The sequence below is a fragment of the Vibrio cincinnatiensis DSM 19608 genome, from assembly GCF_900167345.1.
In the GTDB taxonomy this organism is placed as follows: Bacteria; Pseudomonadota; Gammaproteobacteria; order Enterobacterales; family Vibrionaceae; genus Vibrio; species Vibrio cincinnatiensis.
This window is the reverse complement of record NZ_FUXB01000015.1, coordinates 14,777-40,057: the sequence shown is the minus strand read 5'-3', so window position 1 is coordinate 40,057 and position 25,281 is coordinate 14,777. Positions and strand designations below refer to the sequence as shown.

Here is a 25,281-nt window from a genome sequence, read left to right as displayed (position 1 = left end):
TTCGTTTTGCGATTTTACGCAGGTCGCTTTCTTTGAACTATTGATAATAAAAAGGTTAGGAACGATGCAAGGTATCCTCACTATCCAGTCACATGTTTCTTTTGGCCATGCGGGTAACAGCAGTGCTGTTTTTCCCATGCAACGGATGGGGTTTGAAGTGTGGCCGATTCACACCGTACAGTTTTCTAACCATACGCAGTATCCACAAGGCTGGACCGGACGAGCGTTCACAGCCGATGATATTCGAGAATTAGTGCGTGGGTTAGCCAATATTGGCGCGTTAGAAAAATGCCAAGCGGTACTGACGGGCTACCAAGGTAGTGCAGAACAGTGTTTAGCGGTAGAAGAGACCGTTCAGCAAGTTAAACAAGCCAATCGGGAGGCATTGTATGTTTGCGATCCCGTGATGTCTGCGCCAGATAAAGGGTGCATCGTCGCGCCTGGGATTAGTGAATACCTATTGACCCGGTTGATGCCGATGGCCGATGTCATTGTTCCTAATCAGTTTGAGCTGAGTCAGTTTGCTGAGACGGAAATTCAAAGCTTGGATGATGCGCTGCTTGCTTGTCAACGAGCGTTGGCCAAAGGACCGAACATGGTGTTAGTGAAACATTTATACTGTTTATCAGACACTGAGTTTCATATGTTGTTAGCAACGCATGAGGGGTTCTTTTTAGCCAAACGGCCTCAATTTGAATTTTCTCGATCACCGGTGGGCGTCGGGGATTTGATCTCTGCGGTGTTTACCGCAGGGTTACTCAAAGGTTGGAGTCCTAAACAGGCTTTTCAGCATTGTCATGATGCTTGTTATGGAATATTGGCGGCTACTTATCAGGCCGAAGAATGGGAGCTACAAACCATCGCTGCCCAGCAAGAATTTGTACAACCCAGTCGACATTTGCCCTTGGAAGAAATTAGGCAGGTCAATGCTGCTTAATGGGTAAATCAGTCCATATCCTGAGCATAAAAAAGCCGCGTGGGGGTGAACCCACGCGGCTTTTTTACCAGTATGACCGACTCATTAGAGCAAAATATTGGAAAGGAGTAGACCGAAACCAATACTAAATACCATGCTTAATAAGCCCGGCATCATAAAGCTGTGGTTAAAGATGTACTTACCGATCCGAGTGGTGCCGGTCCGGTCAAAGTCAATCGACGCAATGATGGGACCGTAGTTTGGAATAAAGAAATAACCGTTAACTGCAACAAACACAGCAATGATGATTGCAGGTGGCAGGCCAAGTGTAATCGCAACCGGTACTAACACGGCGGTGGTTGCACCTTGGCTGTTGACCATCACAGAAAGAGCAAACAGAGCGAAGGCAAATGTCCATGGAGCGACTTCAACCAAGCCTGATACGGCTTCTTTGACCATATCGCTGTGACCCGCAATAAAGGTATCACCGAGCCAAGCAATCCCGAAAATCGCTACGATAGCCCGCATCCCCGCGTGGAATACAGAGCCTTGGCTAATCGCATTTCCATCAGGTTTACAGGTTAAGATAATAAGAGCAGCAATTGACAGCATCACGATTTCAATCGTATGGGCCATACCCATAGGTGAACCATCAAAATGAGGACGTAAGCTTGGAATTGCTCCCATAAACACAACGATGATCGCGCCAAATAGGAAAAGTGAGACCGATTTTTTCGCTTGTGGGGTAATTTCAATGTCTTCTACTTTGACTTCTTGTTCCATTTCAGCACGGAATTCAGGATCTTGTAGACGGCGTTGATATTCTGGATCATCTTTTAGCTCTTTACCGATCTTGTTGACAAAGATATAGGCACAAGCCAAGCCAAGGAAAGTACTTGGAATGGTCACCATGAGTACATCACCTAAGGTAATGCCTTGGGGTTCCAAAAACGCAACCAAAGCAACGACCGCCGCAGCGATTGGGCTGGCGACAATTGCAAACTGAGATGCGATAACGGCCATACCTAATGGACGCTCAGGGCGAATACCACTACGACGGCTGACTTCAGCGATAACGGGTAATACTGAGTATGCCACGTGTCCTGTGCCTGCCATCATCGTAAAGAAGTAGGTGACCAAAGGAGCGATAAACGTGATTTGGCGAGGGTTTTTACGCAGAATGTTGCTAGCAATTTTGATCAAATAATCAAGGCCGCCTGCTGCTTGCATTGAGGCTGCGGCAGCAACCACTGCCATGATCATTAGCATCACATCAATGGGGGGACTGGTTGGACGTAAACCAAATACGAAGCTGAGAATAGCGAGACCAATTCCCCCCATCACACCAAGTCCGATACCACCAATCCTTGCACCAATTAGGATACATCCTAATACGATAAGGAACTCAATTATGAACATCTTATACTCCTAAAGATTATGATTAATTCCTACTCCCTTATATTGGCTTACTAGCGAGTGTCGTTGTTGCAACTCACCATCATGACCAAGGGAAACTCATTAACGACAGCGAAAAAAATGATTATGCCATGATATAGGATAATTTTTTCTCATTTTTTAACCGTCAGAAAGTAAGAAGGCTCTGTGAATCAGAGCCTTCGGGTATCACTTACGATTATTCGTAGCGTTTTGCTTTATATTGAGGATGCATTAGGTTTTCAACAGAGAAGATATCATCTAATTCTTCTGCGCTGAGCAACCCACGTTCAAGAACCACTTCACGAACACTCTTACCGGTTTCAGCACAGATCTTACCGACGATATCGCCTTCATGGTGGCCGATATAAGGGTTTAGATAGGTCACGATACCGATAGAGTTGAAGACATAATTTTCACAGATCTCTTTATTGACCGTAATACCATCCACACACTTGTCGCGTAAGTTCACGCAAGCATTAGAAAGTAAAGAAATGGATTCAAACATAGCTTGTGCAATGACAGGTTCCATAACGTTTAGCTGTAATTGGCCCGCTTCTGCTGCATAAGTAATCGTGTTGTCGTTACCAAAGACTTTAAAGCACACTTGGTTAACCACTTCAGGAATCACAGGGTTAACTTTTGCTGGCATGATAGAAGAACCCGCTTGCAATTCTGGCAAGTTGATTTCATTTAAGCCAGCGCGTGGGCCGGAAGAAAGCAGACGTAAATCATTACAGATTTTAGACAGTTTCATGGCTAGGCGTTTCAGTGCACCATGGGTCATTACATATGCTCCACAGTCAGACGTCGCTTCGATTAAATCTTCTGCAGGAACGACCTCAAGGCCGGTTACGGCCGCTAAGTGTTTCACTGATGCTGCTTGATAGCCCGGCGCTGTATTTAAGCCAGTACCAATCGCTGTTGCACCAAGGTTCACTTCCAGTAGCAATTTTGAGGTGTATTGCAAAGCACGAATTTCTTCATTAAGCGTGACAGCCCAAGCGTGGAACTCTTGACCAACCGTCATCGGAACCGCATCTTGTAATTGGGTACGACCCATTTTAAGTACATCTTTGTACTCTGCGGCTTTGAGTTCGAAAGCCCCTTTAATATACTCAACCGATTCAATCAGTTTAAGTACGCTGTTATAAACGGCAATTCGGAAGCCAGTTGGATAAGCACAGTTGGTTGACTGGCTTTTATTGACGTGATCATTTGGGTTAATGAACTCGTATTGGCCTTTTTCTTTGCCCATCAGTTCTAATGCAACGTTCGCAATCACTTCGTTGGTATTCATGTTAACAGAAGTACCAGCGCCACCTTGGAAGACGTCTGATGGGAATTGATCCATACATTTTCCGGTGTCTAAAATCAGATCACACGCTTGGATGATGTAGTTTGCTACCTCTTTGGGAATAACCCCTAGCTCTTTGTTGGCTAATGCTGCGGCTTTTTTGGTCATCACCATACCGCGTACAAATTCAGGGACATCGGAAATAGTGACATTAGAAATGTTAAAGTTTTCAATTGCACGTAGTGTATGGATGCCATAGTAAGCATCCGCAGGAACATGACGTTGACCTAATAAATCTTCTTCAATTCGCGTTGCTTTAGAGGTGGTAATAGAGGCATCAGATAGGGTAGCCATAACAGGATCCTTAAGATAATAATTCTAACTTTAGAGTGATAATACTTAGCCACATCTGCCTTAAGAATCCATTCATCAGAATTTGGGGCTGAAAAAATCGGTCCTGACTTCTTCGAGGCATAATACTTGAGTGGTATATAAAAAATAGGAACTGGATCACTTTTTTTACTAATAAAGTGAAAAGATTTACCGGATATTCCTCGCTGGTCTCAGTCTGTGCATGAAAGGGAAAATATGTTCGCTAATCGATTGAAAATATGAATGATTCGCCTTAATGATTGTCGGCGATCTTCAAGGCGATAGGTGAGCGTATAAGACAAATAAAATGGAAAAGTTGCACTCCTTCTTGCATCACGTTACCGTTGCAGATTCTGCGATAAGGTTGATCCATCATGGTTGATGTGACTTCACGTGGTGGTCTCTTTTTTGCCTGTCGAGTTAACCGTTTAGGTGTCGAGTATTTGAGTTAAGGAGCGATGGTGTTTCCTATTTTGCTGGTGGCATTTATTACTTTGCCGATTATTGAAATTGCCGTATTTATTCAATTGGGCAGCGTTATTGGGCTGTGGCCGACCATCGCTTTTGTGCTGTTAACCGCGGTGGTGGGTGCTTCATTGGTTCGTAGTCAGGGAATCTTAACCTTAGCGGCAGTGCAACGGCGTATGGAACAAGGTGAGCTTCCTGCACAACAGATCATGGAAGGCGTTATGCTTGCTGTGGCGGGGTTATTGCTGATCACGCCGGGCTTTGTGACGGATACACTGGGTTTGGTGTTACTGCTACCGATTCCTCGCGCACGATTCGCTACCTATTTGATGAGCAAGGTAATCGTCAGCCAGATGAACAGCACCTCTTTTTCTCATTCGAACTCAGCCTTTCATCATACTCAGCAAGGTAAAACCTTTGAAGGTGAGTTTCAGCGTAAAGATGACAAGGATGATGATTCCTCGCCACGGCTTCATTAGCGCTCTTATTGGTAGTGGATAAGCAAAGAATGCATCACTGAAAATTATTTTTCAGTTTCAGAAGAAAACATTTGCTTATTACTGGATAAGCCCCTATAGTGTTCTGGCTCTATAGTTAAGAGTTATTAATGAAATCAAAAGTAAAAGTAAATTCTTAGTATCCCATCGTAAAAGTTGTTGTTCTAATATTTCCCTTACCTGATTCGTTACATTAAATAATTCATGCTAAAGCGAATTGGCGCATCAGCGCATCATTCAATGAATTTTATAAAATAAGGGACAAATTATGTCTAACAAAGCAACTGGCACAGTAAAATGGTTTAACGAAACTAAAGGTTTTGGTTTCCTATCTCAAGACAACGGCGGCGCAGATGTATTCGTACATTTCAATGCTATCGCTTCTGAAGGTTTTAAAACTCTTATTGAAGGCCAAAAAGTATCTTTCATCGTTGAAAATGGTCAAAAAGGTTTACAAGCTGCTCAAGTTGTAACTCTATAATAGACTGATACTTATCAGAATATATAAAAGGTCGCTTAGGCGACCTTTTTGCTTTTCTCATGTTTCTCTAGTTTGTGTATAAATGTTGATGACTCAGGCGCATTATTGAGCGCCGGTAAACCCCATTTGTCGCCATGCTTCAAAAGCAATGATCGCCACAGCGTTAGATAAATTGAGGCTTCGAGCTTCAGGCATCATCGGAATACGAATACGTTGTTTCATAGGCAGGCTTTCAATCAGATCGGCAGGTAACCCTCGCGTTTCTGGGCCAAACAGCAAGACATCCCCAGCTTGAAACTGTGCATCAACATGATGCCCAGTCGTTTTTGTGGTGCACGCAAAAATACGATAACTGCCTCGTGTTGCGAGATAATCGAGAAACGCTTGATAGTTTTTATGGCGCGTCACTCTCGTTAAATCATGATAGTCCAACCCAGCTCGGCGAACTTTTTTCTCTTCCAAATCGAAGCCTAAAGGTTCAATCAGATGTAAATTCGCCCCACAGTTAGCCGATAATCGGATGATGTTACCGGTATTGGGAGCAATTTCTGGTTCATAAAGAGCAATATCAAACATGGTGTACTACTTTTTTAAGTGGAGTCGATGATTATACCTGACTCAAGGTTGGAGCGGTAATGTCACTTTAACTTTCAGCCCTCCGAGTTGGCTACGGCTGGCGATCACTTGGCCGCTGTGCTGGCGAATGGCGTTTTCGGTAATGGTTAAGCCTAATCCTGTACCACCACTGTGCCTATCTCGAGCGGTTGACACTCGGTAGAAGGGGCGGAAAATATCCTTGAGTTCCTCATCAGGAACACCCGGGCCATTGTCTTCAACGGTGATAGTGAGTTGTTGAGAGGTGGCGGTAAAACGCACTTCAATGAGATCAGTACTGTAGCTAATGGCATTTCGAACTATATTTTCCAAAGCGCTCATCAATAATTTGGGGCTTCCAGAGATGAGCCGTTCAGGTATAGGATTTCGAAGGAGCGTTTTGTGCATTTGTTCTGCTTCAAATTGTGCATCGTCTAAGATTTCTTCCCATAAGCTGCTTAATGGCTGTATCTCTCGGCTAAGGTGACTATTTGTTTGTGTTCGAGAAAGTTCAAGTAGCTCACCTATCATGCATTCTAGCCGCTGCGCTTCGGTGTCAATGCGTTCCAACTCACTGCTTTGCCCTTGTTTTCTGACTGCTAATGCGTTGGCCATGCGTAGGCGAGTTAAAGGCGAACGCAACTCATGGGAAATGTCTGAGAGTAGTCGTTGTTGACCGGAAATGATGAGATTGACCGCTTCCACCATTTGGTTAAAGCTGCGTCCTGCCTGACGAAATTCGGTCGTTCCGCGTTCGAGATCTGGATCGACAACAAACTCTCCTCTGGCGACACGTTGTGCCGCAGAAGCAAAACGCTGGGCTGGTTGGCTTAACGCCCAAGCGAGCCAAAGTAATAATGGGGTACTGATTAGCATCACAGACAGTAAAAGGTGCAACGGTTTATCAAATAAACGCAGCAAGAAAGGTGGCGGCTCATCCCAACGTAACCCCATATAGAGCAATAAATCTTGCTGTGCGAGTTGAATAGGGACCGGGCCTGAAATCATATACCGTCCATATAAACGCTGTTGAGGTTTATCTACCGATTCAATGCTTGTTGTGAAATTTCTTAGCGCCTTGAGTTTAAAATCTTCATGCCGCTTAGTGGTGAGGATATTCCCCTCTTGATCGGCGATAAAAAACCGAGGGCGAGTATCATTATGCAGATTTCCCATTGGTTCAAGCTGGGCAATGATACGAGATAATTGGGTTTGATGGCGAAAACGCTCTTCAATGAGCTGTTTAGAATTGAGCATTCGCTGATGGGTGCTCGCGGGTAAATCTCGAGATTTTCTGGGATCGAGATGTGGCAAGGAGAGAACGGCGATAATCACCAGTAGCATGGTTAGCCAGAAAATAGCAAAAATACGGCCATATAAATTATTTAGTCTAGGGAGACGCATTAATCCTCCTGCACCATTAAGTAACCTCGCCCCCGTAACGTTTTGATTCGTGGTTTATTATCCGCTCGTTCAGGCAGCTTTTTACGTAAATTTGAGACATGCATATCAATGGCTCGGTCAAAGGCCGCGAGACGTTTACCTAATACATCAAGACTGAGTGCTTCTTTAGTGACTGTTTCGCCTGGGTGCTGTACAAAATGGGCCAGTAGGGCAAATTCCGTACTGGTTAAATCTAATAACTGCCCCTGGCAATAGGCTTCTTGTTTTCCAGGGTAAAGCTGTAAGTCTTGGCATTCGATAACATCAGACGATTTATTGGTTAACGAAGTTTGTGTCCGGCGTAAAATAGCGCGAATACGGGCAAGCAGTTCTCTGTCACTAAAGGGTTTAGGGAGATAGTCATCGGCGCCCAATTCTAAACCGATCACCCTATCAATTTCTTCCCCTTTTGCCGTGAGCATAAGCACCGGAGTCTGCCAATGCTCACGCAGTCTTTTCAGTGTTTCCATACCATTTAATTTTGGCATCATGACATCAAGCAAAATCAGGTCGATACTGTCATCGAGCACTTCAAGTCCAGAGAGCCCATCATTGGCTTCTGATACTTCGAACCCTTCATAGCTCAGCACTTCTTTAAGCAAACTGGTCAGTTCTGTATCGTCATCAATCAGAAGAATATGTGCCATAACCGCCTCTTTATTGGTCTTGGATTAGCGATAGTTTACTGTGAAAGTAAAGAAAGCAGCAGCAGAGAGGTCACTCTTTACGATTCTTTACGCTCTCTAAACACCACTTTACCTATCAGGGTCTATTCTACACTTAACGACGACATAAGCAGACCTTCTTATCGTGCCTGGTTTTCTTACGAGATGAGTAATGAAATGGCAGGACGATAATCAGTAATAGAGGAAATGATGATGAATATGACAAGAAAAATGGTGTTAGCGGCGGCGGTATTCCCGTTAGTATTCGGTACTGCCAGTGCTTTTGCCTATGGTGGTAAAGGTAAACCTAACCACGATGGTATGTGTGGTATGCATAATGACCGTGCGATGGCAAGAGAGCTTAAGTTAACGCCAGAGCAGCAAGAGCAAATGAAAACACTGCGTGATCAGCATCGTCAAGCCATGCAAGAAAAGCGAAAATCTGGCCCTCGAGATGACATGCGTTCGTTACGTGACCAAGAACGTAACTTGATGCTTGCCCCAGATTTTGATCAGGCCGCCGCGACGGAATTGGCAAAACAGATGGTGGACATGCAAGTTGAGCGTCGGGTTGAAATGATGAAACATCGTCATCAGATGATGAATATTTTGACGGATGATCAGAAAGAACAACTACAAACATTGCAGCAAGAATGTATGGATGAAAACTGGCAGAAAGGCCCAAGAGGAAGCGGTGAGGGGCCTCGTGGCAATAATGATGGTGCAAAAGGTAAAGGTCGTTCTTAATTAAGAGAAAGCCGAGTTGATTTAACAAAGGCAGCACTTAGTGTGCTGCCTTTGTCTATTCTGTTCTGCTCAGTGGGTATTTTTGCCGTTCATCGCTCTTGCTTGGTTTCATTTGGGGAAGGGGAAATCTGCTGTTTACGTTACTTAATGTGTATAATTGGCCTTTTGTATTTTGTGACGGTGAGAAGCAATGAAAAAGGAATACGCACGTTTAGTGACACTCGCGGCCTGGACGGCAACCATTGTTGCGAGTTTCTTATTGCTGGTAAAAATAGCCGCTTGGTGGGTTACTGGTTCGGTTAGTTTATTGGCCTCCGTGGTCGATTCTTTGCTCGATATTGCCGCTTCAGCCGTCAATTTAATTGTGGTTCGTTATGCCCTGCAACCTGCTGATCGAGAACATGCTTTTGGGCATGGTAAAGCGGAGTCATTGGCGGCGTTAGCTCAAGCGATGTTTATCTCAGGCTCTGCCTGCTTCTTAATTTTGAATGGTGTTGAGCGTTTTTTCCGGCCCCATGATTTGCAGTCACCGGAATACGGTATTTATGTCAGTTTGTTTGCTATGTTGGTCACTTTAGGTTTAGTGATGTTTCAGCGCTACGTAGTGAAAAAAACGGCAAGCCAAGCCATCGCCGCGGACTCACTTCACTATCAAACCGATCTTTACATGAATGCGGCCATCATTGTGGCGTTAGGGTTAAGCTGGTTTGGGCTCAAACAAGCGGATGCTATCTTTGCTATCGGTATCGGTGTTTACATTCTTTATAGCGCTTTTCATATGGCGTATCAGGCTGTGCAAACCTTGTTGGATAGAAAACTGCCCGATGAGGAGTTGGCTCAGATTCATACGGTTTCTCTATCCGTTGACGGGGTATTAGGGGTGCATCAACTGCGTACCCGAATGGCAGGGCCAGTTCGATTTATCCAACTGCACCTTGAGTTAGAAGATCGAATTCCTCTGATTGAGGCTCACCACATTTCCGATCAAGTAGAAGAAAAACTACGTAAAACGTTTCCCGGTGCCGATGTCTTGATTCATCAAGATCCTTATTCTGTGGTATTGGAGATGGAGAAAAAACAAAAACATCACAGTTGGTAAGGAAAGATAGCCGGAGTTTGACTATCTTTTATTCAATAAAACTAAAAAACACGATCCTGATGTGAATCAACAAAGCCTTTTTTCAAAACTGTAATACTCTTACAGAAGTAGTAAAGTTACAAAATAGGCTCAAATAACAGTAGTATTCCTGCTTGGGCAAGGTAACATAACGCACAGTTTAAACAGATTTTGTTGCTCTTCTTGTCGTTAGTGAGCAACGTTAAAAATGAGTATTAAATTCTCAAAAAATCGAGGGTGAGCATGATTAAGAATATCGGTGTTTTGACAAGTGGTGGTGATGCACCAGGCATGAATGCTGCAATTCGCGGCGTTGTTCGTACGGCATTAGGTGCTGGCTTGGGTGTTTATGGCATTTATGATGGTTATCTTGGCTTATACCAAGATAATATCAAACAGCTAGACCGCTACAGTGTTTCAGATGTGATCAATAAAGGGGGAACTTTCTTAGGTTCGGCTCGTTTCCCTGAGTTTCGTGATGAAGAAGTTCGTAAAAAAGCCATTGAGAATCTAAAGAAACACAACATCGATGCTCTGGTCGTGATCGGTGGTGATGGCTCTTATATGGGAGCTAAAAAGCTGACTGAAATGGGTTTCCCATGTGTGGGTGTACCGGGTACGATCGATAACGATATTGCTGGTACGGATTACACCATTGGCTATCTTTCTGCGATCAATACTGTGATTGATGCGATTGACCGCCTACGTGACACCTCTTCTTCTCACCAGCGTATTTCGATTGTAGAAATCATGGGTCGTCATTGTGGTGATCTGACTCTGATGTCTGCGATTGCAGGTGGCTGTGAATATGTGATTACACCGGAAACGGGTTTGGACATGCAGCAATTGATCTCCAATATTCAAGATGGGATCACTAAAGGCAAAAAACACGCAATCATTGCGCTCACTGAGCTAATGACCGATGCAAGCCAGTTGGCGAAAGAGATTGAGAAAGCGACTGGTCGTGAGACTCGTGCCACCGTTTTAGGCCATATTCAACGTGGTGGTCGCCCAACCGCATTTGACCGTATTCTTGCTTCTCGTATGGGTAACTACGCGGTTCATTTATTACTCGATGGGCATGGCGGTCGCTGTGTCGGTATTCAAAAAGAAGAACTGGTTCACCACGATATCATTGAAGCGATTGAAACCATGAAACGCCCTGTGCGCCAAGATCTATTCAAAGTTGCAGAAGAGTTGTTCTAATTAACACTCTTTATGTGTGATGAATCGAAAAAGACCGCCGCCGCGGTCTTTTTTATACCTGTTGGGCAACCTTGTTATATTACAAAATGATTTCTCGGACTTCCGGATCTTTTCGCTCTAAGTAGTGCGTGGATTTGATGCGGCGAATCGTGCGGCAGCGACCACGAATCAACAAGGTTTCGGTGGTGGCTATGTTACCTTGACGAGTGATCCCTTCCAGTAGATCTCCTTTGGTGATCCCTGTGGCGGCAAAAATAACATTATCACTGCGTGCCATCTCTTCTAAGCAGAGTACCTTATTTGCCTCAACGCCCATTTCTTGGCAACGAGCCAGTTCTTTTGCACCCCAAATACGGTTATCTTCCGTTTCCCCTTTAACTTGGTGACGAGGTAGGAGACGGCCATGCATATCACCGTCTAAAGCGCGGATAGCCGCCGCAGAGACAACCCCTTCTGGTGCACCACCGATACAATACATCGCATCGACTTCGCTGTCTGGCATACAAGTGAGGATGGATGCGGCCACATCACCATCTGGCACAGCAAACACTCGAACCCCCATGTTTTGCATGTCTCTGATCACTTGGTCATGGCGAGGTTTTGCTAAGGTAATGACGGTTAGCTGATTGAGAGGTTTATTCAGAGCACTGGCAATATTGGTCAGGTTTTCAGCCAGCGGTTTATTTAAGTCAATACAGCCTTTCGCGCCAGGGCCCACCACTAGCTTTTCCATATACATGTCAGGGGCTTTTAAAAAGCTGTCTTTTTCTCCAGCGGCCAGAACCGCTAGAGCATTGGATTGCCCCATTGCTGTCATTCGGGTACCTTCAATAGGATCAACAGCAATATCTACTTCATCGCCACCTAGCCCTACTTTCTCACCAATATAGAGCATTGGGGCTTCATCAATTTCACCTTCCCCAATAACAATTTCACCTTTGATTTCGGTTTTATTCAGTAAGGCCCGCATGACCTCAACGGCGGCACCATCGGCGGTATTTTTATCACCACGGCCAAGCCATTTATAGCCAGCTAAAGCCGCGCCTTCGGTTACTCGAGAAAAGGCCATTGCTAAATCGCGTTTCATGATCACTCCAAGCAGAGATTAGAAAGAGGGGAAAAATTTGCGCGAATTTTAGCATACTAATAAGAAAACGTTTGCTATTTACGAAGGCTGAGAGTTGCATTGGATCAAATTCAAGTATAAAAAATCCCTGTCCCAAGTTTTTTTGTCACGGAAAGGCATGAATGTGCGTATCTTGTAAAATTATGTCTTTTTTTTAACCAAATGGTGAGAAAGATCGAATATAGTGAGTGTTTCTCTGCGCTTGGCTGAGTAGAATGGAGCGATAAAGTGAAGATCCTTCACTCAACTGAATCAATAAAGGGTAAGTGCCATGTCTTTTGAAGTACTAGAGCAACTAGAAGCAAAAATTCAAACGGCGGTTGATACAATCGCCTTACTGCAAATGGAAGTTGAAGAGCTAAAAGAAGAAAAACAAAAATTAGCGGAAGAAGCGAATGAGCTAAAATCAAGCCGCGAAGCTCTAGAACAGAAAGCGCAGCAAATGGAACAAGAACATGCACAGTGGCAAGAGCGCATTCGCAGCCTACTGGGTAAAATGGAAGAGGTTGAGTAAGGTCACTTTGACTTTAACAGACTGAATCAATAAAAAACGCCGCATCTAAGAGCGGCGTTTTTTATATCGAGAATTTATAGAGTAGGGCGAACGCCGAGCGTGTGGCAAAGTGCATAAGTCATTTCGGCGCGGTTTAGGGTATAGAAGTGGAAATCTTTCACCCCTTCACGGCTCAGAATGCGAATCATATCGATGGCTTGGCTAGCTCCAACTAATTGACGAGTGACAGGATCGTCATCCAAACCATCAAATTGTTTCGCCATCCACTGCGGTACTTTGACATGGTTTTGCGCGGCAAAGCGAGAGGCTTGCTTAAAATTCGAAACGGGTAAAATACCCGGTACAATTTCTACATCAATGCCAGCGGCGACACAGCGATCTCTAAATCGTAAATAGCTTTCTACATCAAAGAAGAACTGAGTGATGGCTCGGTTTGCGCCGGCTTCGACTTTTCGTTTTAGGTTGAGAAGATCGGCTTGGGCACTTTTTGCTTCAGGGTGCACTTCTGGAAAGGCCGCAACGGAGATATCAAAATCATGACGAGATTTGAGCAGAGTAACCAGATCCGAGGCATACATTTCCGGTTTCCCTCCCCCAGGAGGAATATCGCCACGAAGGGCAACAATACTTTGGATACCATTGCGCCAATAGTCATCGGCAATGGCAACGAGCTCATCTCGAGTGGCATCAATACAGGTAAGGTGAGGGGCAGCAATGAGCCCGGTTTGCTCTTTAATGGTTTTAATAATGGAATGCGTTCTATCTCGCTCACCAGAGTTGGCACCATAAGTCACAGAGACAAATTTCGGTTTCAGATTTTTTAGTCGATGAACAGAGTTCCACAAGGTTTCTTCCATTTGCGGTGAGCTGGGCGGAAAAAATTCAAAAGAGACATTGATGTCTGAAACTTCAGCAATGCTCTGATTTAAAGAGTCGATATGACTGGCGTGTGTGTATCCCATTTTTCTCTCCCTGTGGCCAATGCCCCAACGCGAACAGTAATAATTTGCGTATAGACGTCCATATGTCTGTAGGATGTATTGAATTGATTTTAATGTCAACATTAGCATCATGAAGATTATTCATCTTGATCGTGAGGTTATTTCAAGCGGAGTGAATCCGTAATTCGATCATTCATGAAGGCATAATGAGTCTAACTTAGCGTGGAGTGACGAGTTTGTCTCTGTGTTTAAAAAAGAAAAAAGCTCACTATGATTCGTGAGCTTAAAGGTTATCGGACTGTAAAAGGTGCTAGAGCAAGCTTGCCAGCAAGTTGATATCAGATTGAATGGCCCCTGCGGTGACTTCTCGTCCGGCTCCTGGGCCTCGAATCACCAGTGGATTATCTCGATACCACTTACTTTCAATCGCAAAAATGTTGTCACAAGGCAGCAGGTTGGCTAAAGGATGTTCGCGTTCTAAAGCTTCGACTCCAACCGTGGCTTTGCCATTTTTCTCTAGCCTTGCCACATAACGCAGTACTTTCTCTTCTCGCTGCGCACGAGCGAGACGTTCGGCTAGGTTTTGATTGAGCTGCTGGCTTTGATCTAAAAAATCATCCAGTGATAGTGGTTGTAGATTCTCTGGAACCAGAGATTCTACTTTGATGTGCTGAGGTTCAATGTCCAGCCCGGATTCCCTCGCTAAAATCACCAATTTACGCATCACATCCGAACCATCGAGATCATGACGAGGATCGGGCTCCGTTAGCCCTTGTTGCCAAGCTAGATCGACTAATTCATGAAAAGGAACCGATCCGTCATATTGTTGAAATAACCAAGAGAGAGTGCCTGAGAAAATCCCCGAAAGTGCGGTGATTTCATCCCCACTTTCGCGTAGATCTCGCACGGTATGATTGATCGGCAAACCCGCCCCGACGGTTGCATTATAAAGCCAATGACGACCAATTTTGCTAAAGGCATCTTTGACTTGTTGGTAGTATTCGCTATTGGCTGAACCCGCGACTTTATTGGCTGAGATCAGGTGCAGCCCTTGTTGAGCAATCTCTAAATATCGATAAGCAAGCTCTTCACTGGCGGTTACATCCAGCACGATGACTTCATCATAGCCAGATAAGTGGCCTAATTGTGTTAACCACGTTTGTCCATCATTAGGTTGGGCTTCATCTTGATAATAATCATGGACTTTGCTGGCATCTATCCCTTGTTCATTAAACCAATAGGTTTGACTGTCAATAACTGCAACGAGCTCAAAATTCATACCGTAGCGCTTTTCCAGCTCGATTTTTTGTTCTGCAAACAGTGTTAACCAGCTTGAACCAATATTGCCTTTACCACATAAAGCTATCGCCACGCGTTTTTGTGCTTGGAACAGTTGGGTATGTAGTTCAATCACGCGTTGATTCAATGGGGTACTGCGTAGTATGGCGACCAAGCTGAGTTCCGATTCTGCCGCACTGATAAACTCGACGGGCGCATTTTTTAGCTGTTGATAAAAACCAAAGCTGTGCTGGGCATTACGGGTAACACCGGCTCCGACCGCAGCCAACAAGCTATACCCTTCTTTGAGCCGGCTTTCGGTTGCTAAAGCGGAGTCTTGTAAATAGGTAAAGACTTCACTGGCCATTTCTCGGGTATAGGCAAGGCGCAATTGGTGTTGGTCAGCCTGAATGTCAAAAGCCAGAGGTTCAAGCTGAGCGCGTTGTAGCCGCGCTTGAATATCTTGTTGGAGGCGTTGGAAGCCTTGTCCTGAGGGTAATTGCAATTCAATCAGTAATACATCATCTAATGACGTAATTATTTTTGCCCCTCGTCCCGAAGCCAAAATACGTTCAATATGGGTTGATCCCGATTCCGGCTGATAGCTGCAGCGTAAGTATAAGTCCATCGCACTTTGTGCCACAGGCTGCAAGGTTCGACTATGTAAAACAGGAGCAGCGAGGCGTGCCAGTTCATTGGCTTCATCTAAGCGTAGTAGTGGCAGTAGGCAGGCATTTTCAACAATTCGGGGGTCGGCACTATAGACTCCCGCCACATCACTCCAAATCGTTACGCGGGAAACGTTCGCTAAAGCGCCGATGACCGTGGCAGAGTAGTCGGAGCCATTTCGTCCGAGTAATACGGTGTCGCCCTGCGTATTTTGTGCCATGAATCCGGTGATCACGATGCGGTGCTGTGCATGTTGCGCGAGCACTTCTTTAAGTAATGGGTAGGATCGAGATCGGTCGACTTCGGGCTGTGGGCCGCTTTCTGCACGTAGAAAAGCGCGGGCATCTTGGGCAACAGCGGGAAGCTGATGCTGATTTAATAATGCGGCTAATAAGCGTGCGGACCACACTTCACCATGACCAAGAACAGCGGCTCGTGCTGAACTAGAAAGAGGGGGGGGTAATTCGCCCAGTGCTGAACACTCATGGTGGAGTTTTTCCAATAAGGTTATTGCCAGATCTTCAGGTAGTAGGTCTTCAATCAGCTTGCTCTGGTATTGACGTAACGACTGCAATAATTCATGAGCGATGCGGCCATCGGTTTCTAGATGTTCTAAAAAGGCGATCAATCGGTTGGTGGTTTTTCCTGCGGCTGAGACAACAATCAGATCTTCGGCTTGTGAATACGTTTTAAGAATACTGATGACTCTTTGGTAGCAAGCGGCATCGGCGAGGCTACTTCCTCCAAATTTATGCAGTTGTCTCTCCATTAACAGCTCTCCTGTACTTGCTTAAAGGCTTGATCCAGATCCGCAATTAAATCTGCCACATCTTCTAAGCCAACCGATAAACGTAATAATTGTTCTGAAACGCCTGCTTTCGCTAATGCTTCTTCACCCATGGCTCGATGAGTCATGGAGGCGGGATGACAGACTAAGCTCTCCACTCCACCCAGTGATTCGGCTAATGAGAAAAGAGCAAGATGACCGACGAAAGCTTTGAGTTGATCAAATGAGCCTGCAAAATCAAAACTGAGCATTGAACCAAAGCCTGTTTGTTGTTTTTTGGCGATAGCATGACCTGGATGAGAGGTTAAACTGGGATGATAGATGGTGGCGACTAAAGGTTGGCTTTGTAAATAAGCCAGAATATGTTGAGCACTCTCTTCATGCACCCGCATTCTTGCTGCCAAAGTGCGTAACCCACGCAGTGTCATGTAACTATCAAACGGGGTACCGGTGGAGCCGAGGCAGTTGCCCCACCAAGCGAGTTCTTGCGCGTGTTGGCTTGTTTTACTGATAATAACCCCACCGATGACATCTGAATGACCATTGAGGTATTTGGTGGTGGAGTGAATCACGAAATCTGCCCCTAAAGTGAGGGGTCTTTGGTAAATCGGCGTGAGGAAGGTATTGTCGACCGCGACTAAGGTACCCACTGATTTGGTTTGCTGACAAATGTGAGCAATGTCAACCACCCGAACTAATGGGTTGGACGGCGTTTCGATGAGCAGCAGCTTAGGGTTGAGCGCTAATGCATCAGTCAAAGCTTGCGGATCGGATTGGTCGATGAATAATACTTTGAAATCGCCTTTTTTTGCTCGAGAGTTGAGCAGCCGATAGGTGCCACCATAACAATCATGCGGTGCGATAATCCACTCTTGAGGGGTAAGAAAGGTGGAGATCCACAGGTTAATCGCCGATGTGCCGCAGTTGGTTACGATGGCATCTTCACCGCATTCTAATTCAGATAAGGCTTGTTCAAGTAGTCCTCGGTTTGGGTTACCTGAGCGTGTATAGTCATAAGTGGGTACTTCACCAAATGCAGGAAAGCCATAGTTGGTTGATAAATAAATAGGGGGAACAACGGCGTGGTATTGAGTGTCTGATTCAATACCGGTTCGAACCGCAATGGTGGCTGACTTGCGAATGGTCATAACTGTTTCCTTTCCTGATGAACGTCCGATACGGGAGTGAATACGTTAATTCACGCAACTTATCTCATAGTTGTGGTTATGAATAACGTTATCTTCTTATCTTAACGATGAGTTTTATACTTTACGCATCAAAAAACGAGACGTCAATACTTCTAGATGTCTATATGTCTTTGCTTATGGCAGTAAATCCCGCTAAAATTAGGGTCTTTGATTATTTAGACTCGAATTCAAACAACGAAGGTGCGTAATGGCAGACTGGAATGGCGAATATATTAGCCCATATGCGGAGCATGGGAAAAAAAGTGAGCAGGTAAAAAAAATCACGGTATCAATTCCGCTAAAGGTATTAAAAGTACTAACAGATGAACGTACTCGTCGTCAAATCAATAACTTACGCCATGCAACCAATAGTGAGTTATTGTGTGAAGCCTTTTTGCATGCCTACACAGGTCAACCTTTACCAACCGATGAAGACTTACGCAAAGATCGCCCAGACGATATTCCTACCGAAGCAAAAGCATTAATGACGGCGATGGGAATTGAATTCGAAGCCTATGACGAATAAGTACCAATAAAAAACCTAGCATCGCTAGGTTTTTTATTATGGTCAGATAACCCTGTTGAGGTTTAGCCTTGCATGTAGTTTTCTGGCATATCGATACGTGCAACCCCAGAATCGACCGCTGCTTGGGCTACCGCTCTTGCAACGCGAGACAATAAGCGTGGATCCATCGGTTTAGGAATGATGTATTCCGCGCTAAAGCTGAGTTTTTCTACCCCCGCCGCTTGCAGTACCGCTTCTGGTACGGGTTCTTTCGCTAATTGGCGAATGGCTTCGACCGCAGCCAGCTTCATCTCATCATTAATTTCGCTGGCTCGCACATCCAGTGCTCCCCGGAAAATAAATGGGAAGCAGAGTACATTATTCACTTGGTTTGGATAATCACTACGACCTGTCCCCATGATCAAATCATCACGAATCTGATGCGCTAATTCTGGTTTAATTTCTGGATCGGGGTTAGAGCAAGCAAAAATAACCGGTTTGTCTGCCATTAATTTTAATGCTTCAGGTGGCAATAAGTTTGGACCTGAGACACCAAGGAATAAATCGGCACCCGCAATGACATCTTCAAGCGTACGCTTATCGGTGTTGTTGGCAAATAACGCTTTATATTCATTGAGATCATCTCGACGGGTATGAATGACCCCTTTGCGATCCAACATATAAATTTTTTCGCGCATGGCGCCGCATTTTATCAAGAGTTCCATACAGGCGACGGCTGCTGCGCCAGCCCCTAAGCAGACAATGATACAATCTTTGAGCGCTTTACCTTGCAACTCAATCGCGTTGAGCATTCCCGCTGCGGTGACAATTGCCGTGCCGTGCTGGTCATCATGAAAAACAGGCACGTCACAACGTTCGATCAGGCGGCGTTCAATTTCAAAGCAGTCTGGTGCTTTAATATCTTCTAAGTTAATACCGCCAAAAGAATCAGCGATATTGGCAACGGTATCGACAAACTCATCAATCGTGCGGTGTTTTACTTCTATATCAATCGAATCTAGATTAGCAAAACGCTTAAACAGGAGTGCTTTTCCTTCCATAACCGGTTTAGAAGCCATTGGGCCAAGGTTACCTAAACCAAGGATGGCGGTTCCATTTGAGATAACGGCAACCATATTGCCTTTTCCGGTGTATTTGTAGACGTTGTCAGCATTTTGCGCTATTTCACGTACGGGTTCAGCAACGCCTGGGCTGTAAGCTAGCGCAAGATCGGCCGCTGAATCCGCAGGCTTAGTCAATGCTATCGCAATTTTTCCTGGTGTGGGGTACGTGTGATAATCAAGGGCACGCTGACGGAACGCTTCTTCCGGAGAAAGGTCTTGATGATGGTCTTCAGACATAGGGGCAGTTCTCTTATTGTTTTGTTAACGAACGCTTCATTCTAAAGGATGTTAGCCAGACTGCCTAGGCAGGATTGTTGTCAAAATGAACAAAGGCTGCTTGATTTCATCTGATAAGACCAGCTTTAACCAGTGATTGTTTGGCTAGATAGACTGATATGTAGTGAATGAGGGAGTGAAAGAGGAAAAAGGTAGAGAATAAGAACAAAAAGGACGCCGTAGCGTCCTTGGGTAATCTTTGCTCGAAGTAGCGATTACTTTTTGCTTGATAGTGCGCCAAAACGTTTGTTGAAGCGATCAACGCGGCCACCAGTATCAACGATACGTTGTTTACCAGTGTAGAATGGGTGGCATTTGTCACAAACGTCAAGGTAGATGCTTTCTTTGCCAAGAGTAGATTGGAAAGTGAAAGCGTTGCCGCAAGAGCAAGTTGCGCTAACTTCTTTGTATTCTGGGTGGATACCAGCTTTCATGGGATAACCTCAAATGTAGGCCGTGTCGCTATCCGAATCTTTGCCGGACACCACACGTAATGTTAATGATACTGTTCAGATGCCAGAAGATACCAAGCATCTTTAAGGCGCGATATAGTAATGAATCCTCGCTGTAGGATCAACAGGTTTCGGCGCTATTTTCACCACTTTTGTTAGTCGAATTTCTTTGCGTCATCCAGTAGACTGTCTTTTCTGCTCCTTTTTGACAGCTGACGGATAGTTATGCGCCCAACCATTGCTCGTGTTGCTTTACCTGTACCTCTTGATAAGCAATTCGACTATTTGATCCCTTCCCACCTCTTTCCATTGGTTGGAGGGCGAGTGTTAGTGCCTTTTGGCCCTCAAACCTTAGTGGGAATTGTCACTGCGTTGGTGTCTGAGTCCGATTTCCCGCTGACACAACTCAAGTCGATTCAATCGGTATTGGATGTTCAACCACTTTGGCCAGATAAGCTGTACGCACTACTTCAGTGGTGCAGTCAGTTTTACCAATACCCGCTTGGCGAAACGTTAGCGAATTCGTTGCCGAGCGCTTTGCGCAAAGGGAAAGTGGCCGAATTTGCGGTTAGCAAAGAGTGGCGCTTAACTGAACTGGGGCGAAACCAATTTATGCTAGGGTTTGGTCGTGCGTTTAAGCAAGCGCAAGTGATGAATTTACTGCAAGCGGGCCCACTCTCTCATCACATGTTGTTAGATGAAGGGGTGAGCAGTAACACGCTCAATGCTCTGCGGGACAAGCAGTGGATTGACGTTAAAGAGCAAGCACCACAATGTGAGCCTTGGCCTGAACACATTGAAGCGAACGTTGAGAAACCACAGTTAAATCAAGAACAGGCGATTGCGATTGCCACGGTCAATAGTCAAGTGGGGTTTGCTTGTTACCTTTTACAAGGGGTAACGGGAGCGGGCAAAACGGAAGTTTACCTTAATTTGATTAAGCCTGTGTTGGAGCAGGGTAAACAAGCGTTGGTGCTTGTTCCCGAAATCGGGCTAACTCCGCAAACTATCCAGCGCTTTCGTCAGCGTTTTACCGTTCCGGTTGTGGTCATTCATTCTGGACTGAATGAAACCGAGCGTCTTAATGCATGGTTGTCGGCGCGAGATAAAGCGGCGGGAATCATCATTGGTACGCGCTCTGCCTTGCTGACGCCTTTTTCGGATCTTGGCATTATCATCGTTGATGAAGAGCATGACACCTCTTATAAACAGCAAGATAGCTTGCGCTATCATGCGCGAGATGTGGCAGTGATGCGGGCAAACCTTGAGCAAGTGGCGATTGTTTTAGGGAGCGCTACTCCGGCCTTGGAAACATTACATAATGCGTTGATTGGTAAATACCACCACCTGCAATTAACCCAGCGGGCGGGAGTGGCACTGCCGACGAAAAACCGAGTGTTGGACATTAAAGGTGAGTATCTAGAAAGTGGCTTATCTGCGCCTTTGATTGCTGAAATGCGTCGTCACTTATCGCAAGGGAATCAAGTCCTGCTGTTTTTGAATCGGCGAGGATTTTCCCCCGCACTCATGTGTCATGAGTGCGGCTGGATTGCGGATTGTCAGCGTTGCGACGCTTACTATACTTATCATCAATACAGTAACGAAATTCGTTGCCACCACTGTGGTTCGCAAAGAGCGGCTATTCAGCAATGTCAGCATTGTGGTTCCACTCACCTTGTTACCGTTGGGGTAGGTACTGAGCAGCTTGAACAACAGCTGGCCCAAGTTTTTCCTGACTATCGAACCATTCGTATTGACCGAGACAGCACGCGTCGTAAAGGCAGTTTAGAGTCAGCTTTAACGGCTATTCGTGATAATCAGTATCAAATATTGATTGGGACGCAGATGCTGGCGAAAGGCCATCATTTCCCTAACGTTACTTTAGTCGCTCTACTGGATGTCGATGGTTCACTCTACAGCAGTGATTTTCGTGCTGCTGAACGTTTAGCTCAGCTATTTATTCAAGTTGCGGGGCGTGCAGGGCGCGCCAGCAAACCAGGGGAAGTCGTGTTACAAACGCATCATCCAGAGCATCGCTTGCTGCAAGCTTTGCTGCATAAAGGGTATGACGATTTTGCGCATACCGCCTTAGCTGAGCGGCAAATGGCTCAGCTTCCCCCTTACACCTATTTAACGCTATTTCGTGCAGAAGCGAACCAATCCGCTATGGTTGAAACTTTTCTAAGGCAAGTTCGAGAAACATTGCAAGTCCATCCACTGTTTGCGCAAGGTGCGGCCGTGTTGGGGCCCACGCCTGCACCATTGGCGAAGCGAGCGGGGAAATACCGTTGGCAGTTGCTCTTACAAACGCCAACCCGCAGCATGATGCAAGCTTTGTTGACCAGTTCAAAATCCGCTATTCAGTTATTACCTTTAGCCAGTAAAGTTCGTTGGAGTATGGATATTGAACCTCAGGATTTAAGTTGAGGCTAGCCGGTATCACTTATCTTGGGATAAATTGAAAACTCTTTGAACGTGACTGGTATCACACTTGTAATGCAAAATTTGTTAATTAAGCCGTAACTTTCTCTACAGAAAACAATACACTATCAGCATGATAGTGTCAGTGAATCGTTTTCGTGAATCCTTGTGAAACTGAGCTTGTGAGATGGCGGAGCATCATTATTGTTACTGAACGCCATTTTACACGCTTGCGACGAATGAATATCGAAAGGCTGGCCAAAGGATGAAGAACATAGAGAGGATAAACTGAACATGGCGACAATGAAGGATGTTGCCCAGCTTGCTGGTGTCTCTACCGCTACGGTATCTCGAGCGTTGATGAACCCAGAAAAAGTCTCCACATCAACTCGTAAACGAGTGGAAGAGGCGGTTTTGGAAGCTGGCTATTCCCCTAATTCTTTAGCGCGTAATTTGCGACGTAATGAATCCAAAACCATTGTGGCAATTGTTCCTGATATTTGCGATCCGTATTATACCGAGATCATCCGTGGCATTGAAGATGCCGCGATGGAACATGGTTACCTCGTATTATTGGGAGATAGTGGCCAACAGCGAAAAAGAGAAAGTTCCTTTGTCAATTTGGTGTTCACCAAACAAGCGGACGGGATGTTATTGCTGGGGGCTGACTTACCTTTTGATGTCAGTAAATCAGAACAAAAAAATCTGCCCCCCATGGTGATGGCATGTGAGTATGCTCCTGAACTTGAATTGCCGACGGTGCATATTGATAACCTGACCTCTGCGTTTGAAGCGGTTAACTATTTAACTCAAATGGGCCATAAACGTATCGCTCAGATCAGTGGTCCAGAAGGGGCTGTTTTGTGTGAATTTCGTCAGCAAGGATATCAGCAGGCGTTACGTCGAGCTGGTTTGACAAAAAATCCTAGTTACCATGTGGTGGGGGATTTTACCTTTGATTCTGGTGCTAAAGCCGTTCGTCAGCTATTGGCTTTATCTGAGCCGCCGACCGCAATTTTCTGTCATAACGATGCAATGGCCATTGGTGCCATGCAAGAAGCCAAACGATTGGGGTTACGTGTTCCACAAGATTTATCGGTAGTGGGATTTGATGACATTCAGTTTGCCCAATATTGCGATCCACCGCTAACCACCATTTCACAGCCTCGTTATGAGATTGGCCGTCAAGCCATGTTAATGATGTTAGAACTACTGCGTGGGCATGATGTGAGAGCAGGTTCTCGCTTGTTGGAAACGCATTTAGTTGTGAGAGAAAGTGCGGCACCACCAAGAATCTTATAGTAAGAGGTTTAAGGTTTACTGCAATGTTGTACAAACATTTACGTTTTTGCTGACATTTTGATGCTGTTATCTGCACGCAAACTACATTACCATGTGGGCAAAGTTGTCAACCTTTGAATTTGTCTGTGGCGAATAAAGATTATGTAAGGCGTGGTCGTAGCCCAAAAAAGCCGACCAGAAAAGCTCCTCCCCGCCGTAAACCTTGGCGTAGTGGGTTGCTGGCACTCATTCTATTGAGTGGGTTTATCTACGGTTTGTATCGGTTGAGCTTGGCACCAGAGCCTGCCGCACCGAAAAGCACTGCGGTGTCGACAAGCAAACCGAAGGTAACACCGACCGAAAGAATCCCTCCGCCACCTACAGAGAAATGGGATTATGTTGAGTCGTTACCGAATCGTGAGATTGAGGTGATCGCCAAAGAGCAAGAGGTTTCAGAGATTCCATACATTATGCAGTGTGGAGCTTATAAGACGCTGCAACAGGCAGAAGCACGTAAGTTGGATATCGCTTTTCAAGGCTTGAATAGCAAAATTCGTAAGAAAGAAGACAGTAGCTGGTATCGAGTCGTTTTAGGGCCTTATACGTTTAAGCGTGAGGCAGAACGTGATCGACATAAATTGCAGCGCGCTAAAATTGAGCCTTGCGCCATTTGGAAAGAACAGCAATAAAATCAATCAGTATGAGAAGGCAAAACCCTAGGGTGATGCCTTCTTTTTTATCCACCCTAGAGTCGAATAGCGCTTTGCGGCTATTTAAATCTCACTGAGATTCGGCCGTCATATGCTTGCCAATCAGCGTTAAGGGCTCGATCTCATCATGAGAAACAAGGTTTTTCCCTTGAAATGTTTTCTTCTTATCCTCATATACTCTCTAACATCCTAGTGAAAAGCATAAAGAGGTCCTCACGTGACTACCATCGTATCTGTACGTCGTAATAATAAAGTGGTCATTGCCGGAGATGGGCAAGTCTCATTGGGCAATACCGTCATGAAAGGCAATGCGCGTAAAGTCCGTCGGTTATACAACAATAAAGTTCTCGCGGGATTCGCTGGTGGCACTGCGGATGCTTTTACTTTATTTGAACGCTTTGAAAGCAAATTACAAATGCACCAAGGCCATTTGACCAAAGCTGCGGTAGAACTGGCGAAAGATTGGCGAAGTGATCGTGCTTTGCGCCGCTTAGAGGCGATTTTGGCCGTTGCGGATGAAACTGCATCGTTGATTATTACTGGTAATGGTGATGTGGTTCAGCCAGAACACGATTTGATTGCTATTGGCTCAGGCGGTAACTTTGCTCAGGCTGCGGCTATTGCTTTATTAGAAAATACCGAGCTAGATGCAAGAGCGATTGCTGAAAAGGCACTCAATATTGCCGGGGATATCTGCGTATTTACCAACCATCAACACACCATTGAAGAGCTAGAAATTCCTCAAGCGTTGATCGCTCAGGAAAACCAATAAT

General features: G+C 45.2%; 23 protein-coding genes. 12 read left to right on the top strand and 11 right to left on the bottom strand.

Features of this window, described 5'->3' with window-relative positions:
* Positions 1–64 precede the first annotated feature (64 nt).
* Positions 65–937 (top strand): pyridoxal kinase PdxY, encoded by an 873-nt coding sequence (gene pdxY, locus B5D54_RS13725; protein WP_078927128.1) that lies wholly within the window; start codon positions 65–67, stop codon positions 935–937.
* An 84-nt stretch (positions 938–1,021) separates the two neighbouring features.
* Here pdxY and B5D54_RS13720 read toward each other — a convergent pair whose 3' ends face one another.
* Positions 1,022–2,335 (bottom strand): anaerobic C4-dicarboxylate transporter family protein, encoded by a 1,314-nt coding sequence (locus B5D54_RS13720; RefSeq protein ID WP_078927127.1) that lies wholly within the window; start codon positions 2,333–2,335, stop codon positions 1,022–1,024.
* Between the two features lie 214 nt (positions 2,336–2,549).
* Positions 2,550–4,001, bottom strand: a complete 1,452-nt coding sequence (gene aspA, locus B5D54_RS13715) for an aspartate ammonia-lyase (RefSeq protein ID WP_078927126.1) — start codon at positions 3,999–4,001, stop codon at positions 2,550–2,552.
* Positions 4,002–4,480: 479 nt separating this feature from the next.
* On the opposite strand from aspA, the gene B5D54_RS13710 reads away from it, so the two are divergent.
* Together B5D54_RS13710 and B5D54_RS13705 are read left to right on the top strand one after the other, a co-directional pair.
* The gene (locus tag B5D54_RS13710; RefSeq protein WP_078927182.1) at positions 4,481–4,966 is read left to right on the top strand and encodes an FxsA family protein; all 486 of its coding nucleotides are present in this window, start codon (positions 4,481–4,483) and stop codon (positions 4,964–4,966) included.
* A gap of 286 nt (positions 4,967–5,252) precedes the next feature.
* Positions 5,253–5,465, top strand: a complete 213-nt coding sequence (locus tag B5D54_RS13705) for a cold-shock protein (protein WP_078927125.1) — start codon at positions 5,253–5,255, stop codon at positions 5,463–5,465.
* Positions 5,466–5,567: 102 nt separating this feature from the next.
* Here the strand turns inward: B5D54_RS13705 and B5D54_RS13700 are convergent, their stop codons facing one another.
* From B5D54_RS13700 to B5D54_RS13690, 3 genes are read right to left on the bottom strand one after another with little or no spacing between them, the layout of a single operon-like run.
* Positions 5,568–6,041 (bottom strand): tRNA (cytidine(34)-2'-O)-methyltransferase, encoded by a 474-nt coding sequence (locus B5D54_RS13700; RefSeq protein ID WP_078927124.1) that lies wholly within the window; start codon positions 6,039–6,041, stop codon positions 5,568–5,570.
* Between the two features lie 42 nt (positions 6,042–6,083).
* Positions 6,084–7,463, bottom strand: coding sequence for an envelope stress sensor histidine kinase CpxA (cpxA, locus tag B5D54_RS13695; RefSeq protein ID WP_078927123.1), 1,380 nt, complete (start codon positions 7,461–7,463; stop codon positions 6,084–6,086).
* The gene (locus tag B5D54_RS13690; protein WP_078927122.1) at positions 7,463–8,149 is read right to left on the bottom strand and encodes a response regulator; all 687 of its coding nucleotides are present in this window, start codon (positions 8,147–8,149) and stop codon (positions 7,463–7,465) included. The genes cpxA and B5D54_RS13690 overlap by 1 nt, the downstream gene beginning before the upstream one ends.
* 231 nt (positions 8,150–8,380) lie before the next feature.
* Here B5D54_RS13690 and B5D54_RS13685 point away from each other — a divergent pair, with 231 nt between their 5' ends.
* The 3 genes from B5D54_RS13685 to pfkA all read left to right on the top strand — a co-directional run bounded on the left by B5D54_RS13685 (position 8,381) and on the right by pfkA (position 11,237).
* On the top strand, positions 8,381–8,914 hold the full coding sequence (locus B5D54_RS13685) for a CpxP family protein (protein WP_078927121.1): 534 nt from the start codon (positions 8,381–8,383) through the stop codon (positions 8,912–8,914).
* A 190-nt stretch (positions 8,915–9,104) separates the two neighbouring features.
* Positions 9,105–10,013 (top strand): CDF family cation-efflux transporter FieF, encoded by a 909-nt coding sequence (gene fieF / locus B5D54_RS13680; RefSeq protein ID WP_078927120.1) that lies wholly within the window; start codon positions 9,105–9,107, stop codon positions 10,011–10,013.
* Positions 10,014–10,274: 261 nt separating this feature from the next.
* Positions 10,275–11,237, top strand: coding sequence for a 6-phosphofructokinase (pfkA, locus tag B5D54_RS13675; protein WP_078927119.1), 963 nt, complete (start codon positions 10,275–10,277; stop codon positions 11,235–11,237).
* Positions 11,238–11,316: 79 nt separating this feature from the next.
* On the opposite strand, the gene glpX is transcribed toward pfkA, so the two are convergent.
* Positions 11,317–12,324 carry a class II fructose-bisphosphatase gene (gene glpX / locus B5D54_RS13670; protein WP_078927118.1) on the bottom strand — a complete coding sequence of 336 codons (1,008 nt, stop codon included), beginning with the start codon at positions 12,322–12,324 and terminating at the stop codon, positions 11,317–11,319.
* 310 nt (positions 12,325–12,634) lie between these two features.
* Here glpX and zapB point away from each other — a divergent pair, with 310 nt between their 5' ends.
* Positions 12,635–12,877, top strand: a complete 243-nt coding sequence (gene zapB, locus B5D54_RS13665) for a cell division protein ZapB (protein ID WP_078927117.1) — start codon at positions 12,635–12,637, stop codon at positions 12,875–12,877.
* Between the two features lie 74 nt (positions 12,878–12,951).
* Here the strand turns inward: zapB and metF are convergent, their stop codons facing one another.
* From metF to B5D54_RS13650, 3 genes are all read right to left on the bottom strand, one after another.
* Positions 12,952–13,839 carry a methylenetetrahydrofolate reductase gene (metF, locus tag B5D54_RS13660; protein WP_078927116.1) on the bottom strand — a complete coding sequence of 296 codons (888 nt, stop codon included), beginning with the start codon at positions 13,837–13,839 and terminating at the stop codon, positions 12,952–12,954.
* A 289-nt stretch (positions 13,840–14,128) separates the two neighbouring features.
* Entirely contained in the window at positions 14,129–16,540 is a 2,412-nt protein-coding gene (locus B5D54_RS13655; protein WP_115173954.1) for a bifunctional aspartate kinase/homoserine dehydrogenase II, read from the bottom strand.
* A complete protein-coding gene (locus B5D54_RS13650) occupies positions 16,534–17,700 on the bottom strand; it encodes an O-succinylhomoserine (thiol)-lyase (RefSeq protein WP_078927114.1) in 1,167 nt (388 codons plus the stop codon). Before B5D54_RS13650 ends, B5D54_RS13655 begins: the two co-directional genes overlap by 7 nt.
* A 247-nt stretch (positions 17,701–17,947) precedes the next feature.
* On the opposite strand from B5D54_RS13650, the gene metJ reads away from it, so the two are divergent.
* On the top strand, positions 17,948–18,265 hold the full coding sequence (gene metJ, locus B5D54_RS13645) for a met regulon transcriptional regulator MetJ (RefSeq protein ID WP_078927113.1): 318 nt from the start codon (positions 17,948–17,950) through the stop codon (positions 18,263–18,265).
* A gap of 62 nt (positions 18,266–18,327) precedes the next feature.
* Here the strand turns inward: metJ and B5D54_RS13640 are convergent, their stop codons facing one another.
* Together B5D54_RS13640 and rpmE are read right to left on the bottom strand one after the other, a co-directional pair.
* Positions 18,328–19,605, bottom strand: a complete 1,278-nt coding sequence (locus tag B5D54_RS13640; protein ID WP_078927112.1) for a malic enzyme-like NAD(P)-binding protein — start codon at positions 19,603–19,605, stop codon at positions 18,328–18,330.
* A gap of 254 nt (positions 19,606–19,859) precedes the next feature.
* On the bottom strand, positions 19,860–20,078 hold the full coding sequence (gene rpmE, locus B5D54_RS13635) for a 50S ribosomal protein L31 (RefSeq protein ID WP_078927111.1): 219 nt from the start codon (positions 20,076–20,078) through the stop codon (positions 19,860–19,862).
* A gap of 243 nt (positions 20,079–20,321) precedes the next feature.
* Between rpmE and priA the strand changes: the two genes are divergently transcribed.
* The 4 genes from priA (at position 20,322) to hslV (ending at position 25,280) form a co-directional block, all read left to right on the top strand.
* A complete protein-coding gene (gene priA, locus B5D54_RS13630) occupies positions 20,322–22,523 on the top strand; it encodes a primosomal protein N' (RefSeq protein WP_078927110.1) in 2,202 nt (733 codons plus the stop codon).
* 288 nt (positions 22,524–22,811) lie between these two features.
* Complete coding sequence (gene cytR / locus B5D54_RS13625) at positions 22,812–23,819, top strand: DNA-binding transcriptional regulator CytR (protein WP_078927109.1); 1,008 nt, start codon at positions 22,812–22,814, stop codon at positions 23,817–23,819.
* Positions 23,820–23,944: 125 nt separating this feature from the next.
* A complete protein-coding gene (locus B5D54_RS13620) occupies positions 23,945–24,487 on the top strand; it encodes an SPOR domain-containing protein (RefSeq protein ID WP_078927108.1) in 543 nt (180 codons plus the stop codon).
* Between the two features lie 238 nt (positions 24,488–24,725).
* Positions 24,726–25,280 carry an ATP-dependent protease subunit HslV gene (hslV, locus tag B5D54_RS13615; RefSeq protein WP_078927107.1) on the top strand — a complete coding sequence of 185 codons (555 nt, stop codon included), beginning with the start codon at positions 24,726–24,728 and terminating at the stop codon, positions 25,278–25,280.
* The last annotated feature ends 1 nt before the right edge of the window (position 25,281 follow it).

What these genes read in the sequence shown, in the direction of transcription:
- pdxY (WP_078927128.1), top strand. Translation starts at nt 65, where the DNA reads ATGCAAGGTATCCTCACTATCCAGTCACATGTTTCTTTTGGCCATGCG.
- B5D54_RS13720 (WP_078927127.1), bottom strand. Translation starts at nt 2,335, where the DNA reads ATGTTCATAATTGAGTTCCTTATCGTATTAGGATGTATCCTAATTGGT.
- aspA (WP_078927126.1), bottom strand. Translation starts at nt 4,001, where the DNA reads ATGGCTACCCTATCTGATGCCTCTATTACCACCTCTAAAGCAACGCGA.
- B5D54_RS13705 (WP_078927125.1), top strand. Translation starts at nt 5,253, where the DNA reads ATGTCTAACAAAGCAACTGGCACAGTAAAATGGTTTAACGAAACTAAA.
- B5D54_RS13700 (WP_078927124.1), bottom strand. Translation starts at nt 6,041, where the DNA reads ATGTTTGATATTGCTCTTTATGAACCAGAAATTGCTCCCAATACCGGT.
- cpxA (WP_078927123.1), bottom strand. Translation starts at nt 7,463, where the DNA reads ATGCGTCTCCCTAGACTAAATAATTTATATGGCCGTATTTTTGCTATT.
- B5D54_RS13690 (WP_078927122.1), bottom strand. Translation starts at nt 8,149, where the DNA reads ATGGCACATATTCTTCTGATTGATGACGATACAGAACTGACCAGTTTG.
- B5D54_RS13685 (WP_078927121.1), top strand. Translation starts at nt 8,381, where the DNA reads ATGAATATGACAAGAAAAATGGTGTTAGCGGCGGCGGTATTCCCGTTA.
- fieF (WP_078927120.1), top strand. Translation starts at nt 9,105, where the DNA reads ATGAAAAAGGAATACGCACGTTTAGTGACACTCGCGGCCTGGACGGCA.
- pfkA (WP_078927119.1), top strand. Translation starts at nt 10,275, where the DNA reads ATGATTAAGAATATCGGTGTTTTGACAAGTGGTGGTGATGCACCAGGC.
- glpX (WP_078927118.1), bottom strand. Translation starts at nt 12,324, where the DNA reads ATGAAACGCGATTTAGCAATGGCCTTTTCTCGAGTAACCGAAGGCGCG.
- zapB (WP_078927117.1), top strand. Translation starts at nt 12,635, where the DNA reads ATGTCTTTTGAAGTACTAGAGCAACTAGAAGCAAAAATTCAAACGGCG.
- metF (WP_078927116.1), bottom strand. Translation starts at nt 13,839, where the DNA reads ATGGGATACACACACGCCAGTCATATCGACTCTTTAAATCAGAGCATT.
- B5D54_RS13650 (WP_078927114.1), bottom strand. Translation starts at nt 17,700, where the DNA reads ATGACCATTCGCAAGTCAGCCACCATTGCGGTTCGAACCGGTATTGAA.
- metJ (WP_078927113.1), top strand. Translation starts at nt 17,948, where the DNA reads ATGGCAGACTGGAATGGCGAATATATTAGCCCATATGCGGAGCATGGG.
- B5D54_RS13640 (WP_078927112.1), bottom strand. Translation starts at nt 19,605, where the DNA reads ATGTCTGAAGACCATCATCAAGACCTTTCTCCGGAAGAAGCGTTCCGT.
- rpmE (WP_078927111.1), bottom strand. Translation starts at nt 20,078, where the DNA reads ATGAAAGCTGGTATCCACCCAGAATACAAAGAAGTTAGCGCAACTTGC.
- priA (WP_078927110.1), top strand. Translation starts at nt 20,322, where the DNA reads ATGCGCCCAACCATTGCTCGTGTTGCTTTACCTGTACCTCTTGATAAG.
- cytR (WP_078927109.1), top strand. Translation starts at nt 22,812, where the DNA reads ATGGCGACAATGAAGGATGTTGCCCAGCTTGCTGGTGTCTCTACCGCT.